The organism is Paraburkholderia sp. SIMBA_053 (assembly GCF_046534895.1).
In the GTDB taxonomy this organism is placed as follows: Bacteria; Pseudomonadota; Gammaproteobacteria; order Burkholderiales; family Burkholderiaceae; genus Paraburkholderia; species Paraburkholderia caledonica.
In genome coordinates this window covers 920,850-934,194 of record NZ_JAWRXU010000002.1, presented here as the reverse complement: position 1 = coordinate 934,194, position 13,345 = coordinate 920,850, and the positions used below count along the sequence as shown (strand labels likewise).

At 60.8% G+C, this 13,345-nt stretch carries 13 protein-coding genes; all 13 read left to right on the top strand.

Annotated features, from left to right (window positions below):
* The first annotated feature begins 146 nt into the window (after positions 1 to 146).
* Positions 147 to 1,097 (top strand): Ku protein, encoded by a 951-nt coding sequence (locus tag SB753_RS10695; RefSeq protein ID WP_204520845.1) that lies wholly within the window; start codon positions 147 to 149, stop codon positions 1,095 to 1,097.
* A complete protein-coding gene (locus SB753_RS10690) occupies positions 1,094 to 1,936 on the top strand; it encodes a tetratricopeptide repeat protein (RefSeq protein ID WP_410800151.1) in 843 nt (280 codons plus the stop codon). Before SB753_RS10695 ends, SB753_RS10690 begins: the two co-directional genes overlap by 4 nt.
* Positions 1,937 to 2,363: 427 nt before the next feature.
* Positions 2,364 to 3,413 carry a porin gene (locus tag SB753_RS10685; RefSeq protein ID WP_410800150.1) on the top strand — a complete coding sequence of 350 codons (1,050 nt, stop codon included), beginning with the start codon at positions 2,364 to 2,366 and terminating at the stop codon, positions 3,411 to 3,413.
* Between the two features lie 192 nt (positions 3,414 to 3,605).
* Positions 3,606 to 4,349 (top strand): GntR family transcriptional regulator, encoded by a 744-nt coding sequence (locus SB753_RS10680; protein ID WP_087754639.1) that lies wholly within the window; start codon positions 3,606 to 3,608, stop codon positions 4,347 to 4,349.
* Positions 4,346 to 5,125 (top strand): ABC transporter ATP-binding protein, encoded by a 780-nt coding sequence (locus SB753_RS10675; protein ID WP_410800149.1) that lies wholly within the window; start codon positions 4,346 to 4,348, stop codon positions 5,123 to 5,125. The genes SB753_RS10680 and SB753_RS10675 overlap by 4 nt, the downstream gene beginning before the upstream one ends.
* Before the next feature lie 10 nt (positions 5,126 to 5,135).
* Entirely contained in the window at positions 5,136 to 5,945 is an 810-nt protein-coding gene (locus SB753_RS10670; RefSeq protein WP_087754641.1) for an ABC transporter permease, read from the top strand.
* 107 nt (positions 5,946 to 6,052) lie between these two features.
* Positions 6,053 to 7,066: a zinc-binding dehydrogenase gene (locus SB753_RS10665; protein WP_087754642.1), complete on the top strand. Its 1,014-nt coding sequence runs from the start codon at positions 6,053 to 6,055 to the stop codon at positions 7,064 to 7,066.
* 16 nt (positions 7,067 to 7,082) lie between these two features.
* Positions 7,083 to 7,517: a PaaI family thioesterase gene (locus tag SB753_RS10660; RefSeq protein WP_088174451.1), complete on the top strand. Its 435-nt coding sequence runs from the start codon at positions 7,083 to 7,085 to the stop codon at positions 7,515 to 7,517.
* The gene (locus SB753_RS10655) at positions 7,517 to 8,416 is read left to right on the top strand and encodes a VOC family protein (RefSeq protein ID WP_410800148.1); all 900 of its coding nucleotides are present in this window, start codon (positions 7,517 to 7,519) and stop codon (positions 8,414 to 8,416) included. The genes SB753_RS10660 and SB753_RS10655 overlap by 1 nt, the downstream gene beginning before the upstream one ends.
* Positions 8,403 to 9,938 (top strand): class I adenylate-forming enzyme family protein, encoded by a 1,536-nt coding sequence (locus SB753_RS10650; protein WP_410800147.1) that lies wholly within the window; start codon positions 8,403 to 8,405, stop codon positions 9,936 to 9,938. Before SB753_RS10655 ends, SB753_RS10650 begins: the two co-directional genes overlap by 14 nt.
* Before the next feature lie 38 nt (positions 9,939 to 9,976).
* Positions 9,977 to 11,572 (top strand): UbiD family decarboxylase, encoded by a 1,596-nt coding sequence (locus SB753_RS10645; RefSeq protein ID WP_410800146.1) that lies wholly within the window; start codon positions 9,977 to 9,979, stop codon positions 11,570 to 11,572.
* A 71-nt stretch (positions 11,573 to 11,643) separates the two neighbouring features.
* Positions 11,644 to 12,648 carry an ABC transporter substrate-binding protein gene (locus SB753_RS10640; protein ID WP_410800145.1) on the top strand — a complete coding sequence of 335 codons (1,005 nt, stop codon included), beginning with the start codon at positions 11,644 to 11,646 and terminating at the stop codon, positions 12,646 to 12,648.
* Between the two features lie 52 nt (positions 12,649 to 12,700).
* Positions 12,701 to 13,288: a UbiX family flavin prenyltransferase gene (locus SB753_RS10635; protein WP_410800144.1), complete on the top strand. Its 588-nt coding sequence runs from the start codon at positions 12,701 to 12,703 to the stop codon at positions 13,286 to 13,288.
* Positions 13,289 to 13,345: the final 57 nt, after the last annotated feature.

Below are 13,345 nucleotides of genomic sequence, written 5' to 3'. Positions count from 1 at the left end.
GGCGCTGACGTGCCCGTGAGGCGGTCTCCCAATGCGGACCTGTCACTCACCGGCACAAGACCTGCTCTGTCGCGTGCAATCGGTCCTGCGGACTTTGAATCATTGCAGCGCCGATAAATTACCGCGTCCGCTCACAGGAGGCTCACATGGCGGCTCGTTCCATCGCATCGCTGACACTGTCCTTCGGTCTTGTGTCCATTCCGGTGAAACTGTATTCGGCGACGGATAGCGCCGCGGGTGTGGGCTTCAATCTTCTGACGCCGGAGGGCGGCCGCGTAAAGCAGCAGTACATCTCTGAGGCCACGGGCGCCGTGGTGGCGCGAGCGGACATGAAGAAGGGATACGAGTTCGAGAAGGGGCAGTTCGTCGTCTTCGCTCCGGAAGAACTGAAAGCGCTGGAAGAAGGCGCGAGTCACGTCGTGGAGATTGTGTCGTTCGTTCCTGAGAAGTCAGTGGACCCCTTGTACTACGACAAGGCGTACTTCATCGCGCCTGACAAACGCGGTGGCAAACCGTACAGCCTGCTTCAGCTTGCGATGCGAAAAAGCGGACGCTGCGCGCTGGCAAAATGGTCGTACAAGGGCAAGACCCGAATTGTTCAGATACGGCCTGCCGAAGACGGCATGGTATTCCAGCAGCTGCTGTTCGCCGATGAGGTGCGCGCGCTGAGCGATCTGCATATCGAACAGGTGACTGTCAGCGATACCGAGCTCAAACTTGCGCTGCAAATCATCGACCAGGTGTCAGAGGACGCCTATGACCCGACGGCTTACGAAGACGAAGAGAAGAAGCGGATACTGGAAGCCATTGACCGGAAGATAGCAGGCAAACAGATTGTTTCGCCTGAGGCACCGGCCGAAGAGTCGGGCGGTCAGGTGATTGACCTGATGGAAGCGCTTCGCGCCAGTCTCAGCGCCAATAAGGATAAGCGTGAGGCACCTGTGAAGACAGCGGCGCCAAAGACGCCGGCCACGAAAAAGACTCCGCCCGCTGAGGTCGAGGTACTCGCCGCCAAACCGCGCCGGCCTGTCAAGCGCGCGACACCGAAACCGGACGTCAAAGAGGCGCCACCAGCAAAGGTCCGGGCACGCAAGTGACAAGACGGAACCAGTCTAACGACTACTCGTTGCGCAGCCTTCAATCGCTGCTGGGCGTGTCGCGTCGGGTCCTTTCCGGGCTAATTGACGCCGGATTTGTCCACCCGTCGCGTGGCCGACGCAACGAGCTTCGATTCTCCTTCCAGGACGTTGTGCTGCTGCGCACTGCGTTCCAGCTGCAATCTGCCAAAGTCTCCGCACGAAAAATTCTGAGGGCGCTTGCCAAGCTGAAAGCCGAACTTCCTGACGAGCTTCCCTTGTCCGGGATTCGAATCACGTCTGTCGGTGAGACCGTGGCCGTGAGGTCGGGACAGGCGCAGTGGGACGCTGATTCGGGCCAGCATCTGCTCGACTTCGAGGTCGCGCCTATCCGGGGGGACGTGGCGTTTCTCGACTCGGTGCCACGAAACCAGGAAAGCCGTGAAGAACAGGCGGAGGAATGGTTCGCACTGGCCGAACAGCTGACCGAGACCGACGCTGTCGGTGCAGAGCAGGCCTACCGGAAAGTGCTTGAGCTCTCGCCATCACCGCACTACGACGCATACACCAACCTGGGCGTATTGCTATGCGAGGCAGAGACGCGCTGCGATGAAGCATTGTCCATTTTTGAAGATGCGCTTGAGCACTTTCCCGAGGACGCGTTGCTGCACTTCAATCGCGCGGTCGTACTCGAAGAGCTTAAACGCTACGATGCTGCCGAAGCGGCTTATCAGCGTTGCATAGAACTCGACCCGACGCATGCCGATGCTCATTTCAACCTCGCACGGCTGAGCGAGATTCGTGGCGACAAGCAAGGCCTCGTCCGGCATCTCAGCGCTTATCGTCGGCTCGTCGGCTGAACAGGCTTCGATCGCGCGTCCTATTCGTGGCTGTCAATTCAGGCGCGCGACCATGCCAGTCCCGCTTCTTCTGCGTTCTGCACGTTGTCAAATAGACCAGAACACCTGAGGCTTCGACGAACTTTGTGTCGCGAGTTCAATTCGTTGGTGGCATTGGGCTCCCGACACCGGGCAAAAAAAAGCGGACTCTCGAAGGCAAATGCGAGACCCGCGCGTAAGCACCTCCCGCTTGAGATGCCCAGAAATATTTGTTGCGCTTCTCTTTTTTGTCGATCTAAAGTCAACCGTCGAACGCTTACTGATTGTTCGTGAGCACCTCACAGAAATATTTGTTGCACACTTCGTTGAGGAAATAAATCGACAAAGCGGTTCACACCGACATTCTTAGTAATCCGACATAAACCATTCACCGAAACGGGAATCTGAAATGCGCAAGATGGCTTTGGCTTGTTCTGCAGCACTCGTTGCACTCGGCACCGTGACAGTGACGCCGGCCCGGGCCGAGGTCACGCTGTACGGCATTCTCGATACGTACCTGGGTTATACGAACGCAGGCGGCAAGGGCGCGCAGACCGCGATGCAGAGCGGCGGTCTGTCGGCAAGCCGCGTAGGGATCAGAGGAAGCGAAGATCTCGGCGGCGGCCTGCGTGCAACCTTCGATCTCGAGAACGGCATTCTCACGAACTCCGGCGCGGCGACGGATTCCACGCTCGCTTTCAGCCGCAGTGCGTGGGTGGGTCTCGGCACGCCATATGGTGAATTCCGTTTCGGCCGTCAGAACTCGGTGCTGCTGCTGATGCACAGCAAGTTCGACGCATTCTCCGGCGGTACGTATGGCTCGTTTCTTCACAACGCGTCGACGTTCGTGTTTCGCTACGACAACATGATGACGTACTGGTCGCCGAACATCGCAGGATTCACGTTCTCCGCGGGTGCGAGCCTGGGTGGTCAGACGTCGCCGCATGACGCGTTGAATGCCTACGTGGGATCGATCGATTATCAGCGTGGCCCGCTTTATCTCGGCGTCAGCCACGCGGAACAGAATGGCGCGAACGGAACAGTGAATACGAAGACGACGTTCGCCGGCGGCAGTTATCAGTTCGGCAGTGTGACGGGCTACTTCGGCTATTACCGCGGCAACAACCTCGGCTCGAATATTTCAACCAATGTCCAAGGCAAATATCACAGCGTCTATTCGCTATCGGCGACCTACAACGTCACACCGGCGCTACGGCTCGCGGCCGGCGTCGGCTACGCGAAGGATAGTTCAGGCCAGGATAACAACGCGGGAGAAGTGAGCGTTGGCGCGTTCTACAGTTTCAGCAAGCGGACGCTGGTCTATGGAACGTTTGAACGGCTCGTGAACCGCCACGGCGCGACCTATGCGCTGATCGCCAACGGGCCCATCACGCCGAATACGCCGACGCGAGGAGAAGGCGTGACTGGCGCGCAGCTCGGCATACTGCATTCGTTCTGACGGCACGAAGGCGCAGCGAACGCCATGCAGATATGTCGTGCGGGAGAGGACCGGGAGCGCCGTGACATATCGCTGAACAGCTCAGAAGTCCCGTTTTTTTTACGTGCATTTTTTTAATGGCTGTTCTAAGTTAACTCATCACCTGCCCACGCGGGTCCTTGTGAGCAGCCTACGAGACGAAGGAGAGGTGTCGTGGAAGATCCTGCAGCTCCGACGGTGGAATTGATCGACTGTTCGAACGAAGCAAAGCTGCTCAGTGAGCGGGCGTGTTCGGCGATCCGTCAGGACATTCTGTCCTGCGTAATCGAACCGGCCGCCACGCTGACGGAAAGCGCACTAACCGCACGCTACGGCATCGGCAAGGCAACCTGCAGGGTGGCGCTGCAGCGTCTCGCGCAGGAAGGCTTTGTGCGCATCGTGCCGCGTCAGGGCTACGTGGTAACGCCGATTACGTTGAAGGATGTGGAAGAAGTGTTTGCGCTTCGCCTTGAGCTTGAGCCGCTATCGGCGCGCCTCGCTGCGGGCAAGGCGGATATCGACCTGTTGAACCGGCTGGAGCGCGCGTGCCGCAACGACGATACGTCGCTTGGCATCGGCAGCCGGATTGGCATCTTCATGGACGCGAATGCGGCTTTCCACATGGCGATCGCCGAATGTTCGGGCAACAGCCGGCTGGTTCGCATGCTGGGTGGCCTGCTCAACGATATGGCGCGACTCGTGTCGCTCGGCTTCGGCGTGCAGAACACCAAGCCGGAGATCCGCCATGACCACACCGCGATGATCAGCGCCCTCGCGAGCGGCGACTGCAAGCGCGCCGAGCAGATCGCGCACCGGCATGTGGCGACGTTCCGCGACATGACGATGGAAAAGGTAATGGCGAGCCTGCGCGACACGCATGCAGGTGCACCGATCGTCCCACTGCGAGGCGCACGATGAACGCTGTGACTACTCAAGCCATGTTCGAGAAGGCAACCACGGTACGCAACGCGGTGGAAGTGGAGCATGTTTCGAAGCACTACGGCAAGCTGGCGGTGCTCGAAGACATCAGTCTGACCGCGCCTTCGGGTTCGGTACTGGCGATCGTCGGCGCGTCCGGATGCGGCAAGAGCACGTTGCTCAACATCATCGCAGGATTGGCACAGGCGGATCAGGGCGACGTGCGGATCGACGGAGTGGCCGACGAGCCGACTCACGATACCCGCGTCGTCAGCTACATGTTCCAGGAGGACCGCCTGCTGCCCTGGCGCACGATCGTGGCGAACACGGAATTCGGTCTCGAAGCGGGTTCGCTCAACGCGGAACGGCGGCGCGAACGCGCGCTGGCTGCGCTGAAGATGACCGGCCTTGAAGGATTCGAGCACGCCTACCCGCACGAACTCTCGGGCGGCATGCGCAGCCGGGTGGCGCTTGCGCGCAGCCTGGTGGTGAAGCCGTACATCCTGTTGATGGACGAACCGTTTTCCAAGCTCGACCCGCAGATGCGCTCGCAGATGCACGCGGAACTGCTGCGAATCCGCGAGCAGCTGAAGATGACCGTCGTATTCGTCACACACGACGTGGAAGAAGCCATCGTGCTCGCGGATAAGGTGGTTGTCCTGCGTCCACGGCCGGGACGCGTGCGCGATGCGCTGATGATCGACCTGCCGCGACCGCGTGACCCGCTCGCCGCCGAAGTCGCGGAAACGGTGCGCCGCGTGCGCGCCCTCATTTAAGGACGTTGCGATGTCTTCTGTTTCGACCGCCAGTTCTGTTTTTCCCGCACGGTTCGGCCGACTGACGCGTTTCGCAAGAGTCGCCGGTCAGCGTCTTTCGCTGCTCGCCATTTTCCTGATCCTGTGGTGGGTGGCGGCGCAACGCGTGCCGGCCTTCATTCTGCCCGGTCCGGGGAAAACCTGGAATGCGCTGCTTGACCTGATCGCCACCGGTACCTTTGCCGAAGATCTCGGCATTACGCTGTACCGCGTCGTCGCGGGCTTCCTTCTGGCCGCGCTAGTGGGCACGCCGCTCGGCATCCTGCTTGGTGCGAACCGGCGCCTCGGCAGTTTCTGCGAGCCGGTGCTGTCGGTCGTCAACACGGTATCCGCCGCGATCTGGGCCATCTTCGCGTTGATCTGGTTCGGCATCTCGAATGGTACGACCATCTTCGTCGTGTTCATGGAAGCGATGCCGCTGATTCTCACGAACGTGTGGCAGGGCGCGCAAAGCGTCAACGCCGAATACGTCGAGCTTGCCCGCAGCTTTCAGATGTCGCGCAGCAAGGTGATGACCAAGATTTATCTGCCCACCGTGCTGCCGTATTTCTTCTCCGGTGCGCGCCTCGCGTTCGGTTTCGGCTGGCGGGTGTCGCTGGTGGCGGAGACGATTGGGTCTTCGAACGGCGTCGGCTACCGGCTGCGTCAGGCGGCGGATCTTGTTCAAACCGATCAGGTGTTCGCATGGACACTCACTATGGTCGTGCTGATGGTGGTGCTCGAGTACGGCGTTCTCAAGCCGCTTGAAAACCACCTGTTCCGCTGGAAGAAGCGGGCATAGGGAACGGGCTCGCGGTGCACTGCTGCCGCGCCGCGAGCCGAAGTGGCTGAAATAGTCGAACATTTACGAAGAAGCAGCGCGTTTGCATTCTATAAATAGGAGTACATATGAGCAGTACGATGAAGGCTTTGATTCTCTCTGAACACGGTGACGTCGACAAACTCCATGTCGGCGAGATGCCGATACCGAAGGCGGTGCCGGGTCACGTGGTCATCCGTGTGCGCGCGTCCTCCTTCAATTATCACGACGTCTTCACGGTGAAGGGTATGCCGGGCATCAAGGTGCCGCTGCCTGTGGTCATCGGTCTGGATATGGCGGGGGAGATCACGGAGGTCGGCGGCAACGTCGAAAACTGGTCGGTCGGCGCGCGGGTACTCGTCAATCCGCTCAACAAGAAGAAAGGCCTGATGGGCGAAATGCTCGACGGCGGCATGGCGCAATACTGTCTCGTCAGCGCAGACCAGCTGATCGCAATGCCCGAAGGCGTGACGTTCGAAGAAGCGGCGTCGCTGCCGGTCGCCTATGGTACGGCGCACCGGATGCTCGTTACGCACAAGACCATCAAGCCGGGTGATCGTGTAGTCATTCTGGGGGCGAGCGGCGGCGTTGGAACCGGCTGCGTGACGCTTGCCAAAATGCTCGGCGCCGAAGTGATCGCGGCCGCCGGCAGTGCGGACAAGGCTGAACGGCTCAAGGCGATGGGCGCCGATCACGTCATCAACTATCGCGACACCGATTTCTCGAAGTGGGTCATCGAGAAGTACGGCAAGCCGCAACGCCGCAGCTATGAAGGCGGTGCGGACGTCGTGATCAATTTCACCGGCGGCGATACGTGGGTGCCGTCGCTCAAATGCATCAAACGCGGCGGCAGCCTGCTCGTCTGCGGTGCGACTGCGGGCCACGATCCCAAGGAAGACCTTCGCTACATCTGGAGCTTCGAGATTCGCGTGATCGGTTCAAACAGTTTCTATGACGACAACCTCGCGGCGCTGATGGAATTGATCCGTACGAAGAAGATTGCCGTGCAGATCGACAAGGTGTTGCCGCTCGAACAGGCAGCCGAAGGCCTACGCATGATTCGCGATCGGGAAGTGCTCGGCAAGATCGTCGTTACCCCATAAAAGCATGGAGACTCGAATGGCTGATAACCAGCAACTTACCGCGGAGCAGGTTCAGACAATGCTTACGCGTGGTCCTTACCACCAGTGGCTCGGTCTGCGCGTGCTCGAAGTCGGCGACGGCTCGATCGAAATCGCCGCGACGTGGCGCGAAGAGTGGGTCGTGAACCCCGAACGCCGGTACACGCACGGCGGCATTCTTGCCGCGCTGGTCGACCTCACGGCCGACTGGGCGCTGGTGTCGAAAACGGGCCGCGGCGTACCGACGATCGATCTGCGCGTCGACTATCACCGCGCGGCGATGCCCGGCGATCTCATCGCGCGCGGTAAGGTGGTGAAGTTCGGTAGCGCGATTTCGGTTGCGGAGGCGCATATTTATGACCAGTCCGGCGCGCTGCTCGCAAGCGGCCGGGGCGTCTATTCGACCGCGCCCGCACCCGCGCCGAAGGCATGATGAACACGGCGACATCGACGCTCGACCATGTCGTCGTGAACGCGATGTTCGAAACCGACGCCGCGGCGTCGTGTTTCGAAGCGCTTGGCTTCGCGTTGACCCCGCGCGGCTATCACTCGCTTGGCTCGGTCAATCACCTGATGATGTTCGATGGACATTATCTCGAACTGGTCGGCCTGCCGCCCGGCGCCACCACGTTGCGGCGCGAGATTCTCGAAAGCCGTCTGGGTATAGACGGTCTCGTATTCAAGACGGACGACGCGCAGGAAACCTATGCGCGATTGATCGACGCCGGCGTGCGTGCCAGTGAACCGCAGTCGTTCACGCGGCCCGTAGACATAGAAGGCGTCGAGCAGATCGCCCGTTTCCGGACAACCCGGCTCGCAGCCGAAGAACTGTCCGCCGGGCGCGTCTATTTCTGCGAGCACCTCACGCCGGAATGGGTCTTCCGTGCCGAATGGACGAAGCATCCGAACGGCGCGCAACGCCTGAAGGAATGCGTGATCGTGAGTGACGACCCGCAACTCGAAGCGCGCCGCTATGCGCTGATTGCCGGCGAGTCGGTTCTCACATCGCCGTCCTTCCACCAGTCGCGCATTGCGTTGCGTGATTTCGATCTGGACTTTATCGATGGCGCGGCATATCGCACGCGCTATGGCGACCTCGTATGTCACGCAGCAGGGCGCGACAGCTATTTTGGCGTGGTCGTCGTCGAGGTAAGCGACCTTGCGGCGATGCGCGCACGTCTGGACGCGCTCACGTCCCACGTCGACGAGAGCGTCCTGCGGCTGATGGCGCCGGTCCATGCGCAGAGCGGCGCGTCGTCCGTTGTCGTGCTGTTAGGCGAACTCAATACTGTCATTGAATTTATCGGAGCAGTTGAACATGCCCACGCCTGAGAATCTCGGCGATCTGATCGACGCCGACGGCGATCCGTGCAAGCTTGCAGTGATCGCGCTTGGGGAGCCGGACGAAACAGGTTGCGCGTGGCACGACACGCGCATGACCTACGGGAAACTGGACGCGCTGGCTGACGGCGTCGCGCATGCACTGGTACGGCGCGGTCTGAAAGTCGGCGAGCGCGTTGCCATTCTTGCGGCGAATCGCGCCGAATATGTCGCGGCGCTGCTCGGCATCATGCGCGCGGGAATGGTCGCTGTGCCCGTCAACTTCAGATTTCCACCCGCGCTCTCCACTTTTGTGATTCGCGATAGTGGTGCACGTCTGGTGTTTTGCGACGCCGCGCGACTTGCCGACTGCCCGGACGATCTGCCAACAGTCGTATTCGATTCGACGGGCGAGGAAAGTTTCGCTTCGTTCGTCGAACCTGGCCCGTTCGAGACTTTCGTGCCCACGCCCGATATGCCGGCGATGTTTCTCTATACGTCCGGCTCGACCGGCAAGCCGAAGGGCGTGATGCTGTCGCACGGCAGCCATCTGTGGGTGGCGCGTACGCGAGCGCGTGCGCAGCCGCCGGCGGCGCATCGCTTTCTGGTGGCGGCGCCGATGTATCACATGAACGCGCTGACGCTCGTGCTGATGTCGTTGTACGGGCACGGCACGGTCATACTGCTTCCGCAATTCACCGCGCGCATGTACATCACGGCGATCGAGCGCTATCGAGTCACGTGGCTCACCTCAGTGCCGCCGATGATTGCGATGATGCTGCGCGAAAAGGAGTTGCTCGCGCGCACGGATCTCTCATCGGTGCGCTTCATCCGGATGGGCTCGGCGCCCGTCAGCGAAAGTCTGCTTGCGCAGATCGGCGAGGTACTGCCGAATGCGAAGCTCACTAACGTCTATGGCACGACCGAGGGCGGGCCGATCGTGTTCGGACCACATCCGCAAGGGATCGAACCGCCGTTGCTGTCGGTCGGATATCCGCGTTCGGAAGTCAGCGTCAAGTTGCTCGACGCATCGCCGACAGGTGTGGCAACCGGCGTGCTGGCCGTCAAAAGCCCCGCCGTCATGCTCGGTTACCACAACCGGCCGGACCTGCCTCTGCCGGTGACAGCAGATGGCTTTTATATAACGGGCGACATATTTCACCGCGACGACCAGGGTTTTTATGCGTTCGTCGGCCGTGCGGACGACATGTTCGTGTCCGGCGGCGAGAACATTTTTCCCGGTGAAGTCGAGCAGATGCTCGAGACGCACCCGGATATCGTCCAGGCATGCGTGGTGCCGGTCGCTGACGACATCAAGGGAACCAAGCCGGTGGCATTCGTGGTGCGGCGCGCAGGCGCGTCGCTTACCGAAGAGGAAGCCAAACAGTTCGCGTTGACGCACGCCCCCGCTTATCAGCACCCACGGCGCGTATGGTTCGTGGACACGTTGCCGCTTGCGTCCACAAACAAGATCGATCGCGCAGTATTGAAAGCCACAGCGCTTGCGTCGCTACAGGATAGCGAAACCGCGTAAGTGAAAGCGACACGACATTCAACATCATGGAGTTCAGTATGAACGAGAATTTTCGCGAGTTCCTGGAACGGCTGCGCGCGGCACAGCAACTGGTAGATATCCGGCAGCCTGTTGATATCCGCCATGTGGGAACGCTGGTCGACCAGAGCGACAAGGCGCTGCTGTTTCATAACGTGATCGGCTACGATATGCCTCTGCTGTCGGGCATTATCCGCACGCAGGAACGCGCGATGATGGCGATGGGTTGCGACAACTACTCCGACATCGAGAAGATGCTGGCGCATGGCATCCAGAACCCGATTGCGCCCAAATATGTCGCCACCTCGGCCACGAAAGAAGTGATCTACAAGGGCGACGATGTCGATCTGTTCCGCCTGCCTGTGCCCATGTCGTCGATCTTCGACGGCGGGCCGATGATTACCGCGGGTATCGTGATCTCGCGCGATCCGGAGTACGGCCTGAACAGCGGCATTTACCGCTTCATGGTCAAGGAAAAGGCACTGAGCGGTATCGACATCGTGACGCCGAACAATATGCGGATGTTCGCACAGCGTGCCTATGAACAGGGACGTCCGTGCCCGATCTCCATTTCGATCGGCAACCACCCGATGGAAATCATGGGCGCCGGCTATCGCGCACCGATCGGCGTCGACGAAATGGCGATCGCCGGCGGCATCCGCGGCGCAGCGGTCGAATTGGCCCCGTGTGAAACGGTCGACTTGCCGTACATCGCCGATTCGGAGATCGTCATCGAAGCGGAAATTCTGCCGACGGGATGGACCCAGCCGGAAGGCCGCTTCGGGGAGTTCACCGCATTGATGGGCGGCCTGCACTGGAACCCTGACGTACGCATCAAGGCGATCATGCATCGGCGCGATGCAATGTATTACTCGTTGCACATGCCTTGGGAGAACACGTGGCTCGCGGCGCCGACGCGCTATCAGGCCATTCGTAGCGCGCTGCGCACGGCCGGCGTGCAGGTAAAGGACATCAACGTGACGTTGGGCGGCCGCGCGTTCTGGCACGCCGTCATTTCGATCAGGAAGCAGGCGGGTGAGGGCAAGAACGCGCTGCTGGCGGCGCTTTCGGTGATGGATCTGAAGCACGTGGTGGTCGTTGACGACGACATCGACGTGTTCAACGGCGAGGAGGTCGAATGGGCCATCGCGACGCGCGTGCAGGGCGACCGCGATCTGATCGTCATCCCTGGCGCGCGCGCAAAGCCGCTGGACCCGAGCTTGCCGGTCATGCCGCCGGGCATGGTGCCGACAGGTGCCAAGGTCGGCGTGGATGCAACGATCTCGGAAGGCATTCCGCACGAACGCTACGAACGTATTTCATATGCTTATGCGGATACGGCGAAGATCGCGGACTACGTGGACGGGAAGGCCGACTCCGTGCATGTGTCGGAGCCGGAACAACTGGAAGACGCCGCAACCGAAGCCCTCGCACTCCTCGGCGCCGCGCCGCTTTACTACACCGAACTCGCCGAACGGCTGTCGAAATACGACTTCCGCACGCTGGCCCGCGCGCTCGGCGAACTGCATGAACGCAAGCAGTTGTGGAAAACGGCGGAAGGGAAGCTTTGCGTGCGCGGTTCGCGCTTCGACGCCGTGCAGCCGACGCGGCGCTGATTGCCGCGATGTCGTTCGGTGCGCTGCATGAGCCGCAAGCGTTCCCTTCACTCCATTAATGAGCTGATCTGATGCAACCCTACCTGCTTGCAAAGCGTGTGCTGTTTGCCGCCGTGATGTTCCTGCTCGCACTTTCTGCGCAGGCCGCGCCGCTGCGCATCGGTTACTGGACGAGCGGCGTGAGCCTCGGCCTCGGCGCCGTACTGGAAACGGGCGATTTCCTGAAGAAGGCCGGTATCGACGACGCGCATTTCGTGCACTTCGCCGAGGTCAACGCACCTGCGAGCGGGCTCGCCGCCAATGTGATCGACATAAGCTTCAGCGTGCCCGGCGCTAGCGCGTTCAGCATCGCGGCAAGCGGCGTGCCGATCAGGATTTTCGGTGCGACAGCGCCTGCCGATGTCACATTCGTCACGCCCGCCGACTCGCGGATCGAGTCGATCGCGCAATTGCGTGGGAAGAAAATCGGCATGTCGCCGTCGGGTAGTTCGGTTTCGTTGATGACGGCCGCGGTGTTGAAAGCAAATTATGGCTTCAATGCCAGCGAATATTCGCTGGTGCCCGGCAACGAGGCACGCCTTGCGCAGTTTCTCATGCAGCACCAGGTCGACGCCGCAGCGCTGCGCTCCGTTACGGTCGCGCAGTTGACGGAAGTGAAGACCCGGCGTCTCGGCACGCTGGTGGACGAATGGCACAAACTGACGAAATCCAATGCGATGCCGTATCTGGGCGTGGCCGCGGCACGCACGGAGTTGATCCAGCGCGACCCGCAATCCGTCGCCAGGCTGATCGTCGCGATTCACAATGCAATCGTGTGGGGCAACGCGCATCCGAACCAGGTCGCGGCGATCCTGCAAAAAGTCGCGAATCTGCCCGCAGACGATGCGCGAATTTATGCGGCGCATTGGGCCGAACTGAATAGCATTTCCTTCGAACCGATTGATATCGACACGCTCAAGCGCGAGCAGCAGATTTTCGCGGCTAGCGGTGCGATTAAAGGAACGCTTCCCAGCGACGTATTCGTTACCGGACCGTACGAGGCGGCAAAGAAGATCATCACGGGTCAGAAGCCATGATGACGCATGCACGCCGGCCATGCTCGTTTGCGCTCGATAGAGGAGGGATCGCATGAAATCCACATCCGCAGCGCGGCGACGCCTCGTGGTCGGTATCAGCGGCGCGTCGGGCGTCATTTACGGTGTGCGGCTGCTTCGGCTGTTACGCGACCTGGAGGTGGAGTCGCACCTGGTGGTCAGCCGTTCGGCGCAGGTGACGCTGGCGCAGGAGACGCAGATGCGGCTTGCCGATCTTCAGGCGCTCGCGGACGTCAACTACCCGAACACTGACATCGGCGCGGCGATTTCGAGCGGCTCGTTTCGCGTCGACGGCATGGTCGTTGCGCCCTGTTCGATCAAGACGCTCTCGGAAGTTGCCACTGGATGCACCAGTTCGCTGCTTTCGCGAGCGGCGGACGTGATGCTCAAGGAACGTCGCCGTCTTGTGCTGATGGTGCGCGAAACGCCGTTGCATGCGGGTCATATTCGCAGTCTCGCTGCCGTCACGGACGCCGGCGCGATTGTCTATCCGCCAGTGCCGGCGTTCTACGCGCGGCCGGAAACGCTCGAGCAGATGGTCGATCATACGCTCGGGCGCGTGCTTGACCTGTTCGATATCGAATCACGAACCGTACGCCGGTGGAGCGGCACTGCTGGCTGATAGATGGTGCGACAGGGTGTGCTTTTTTTGTGTTCAGTTTACTTCCCTATATGCATC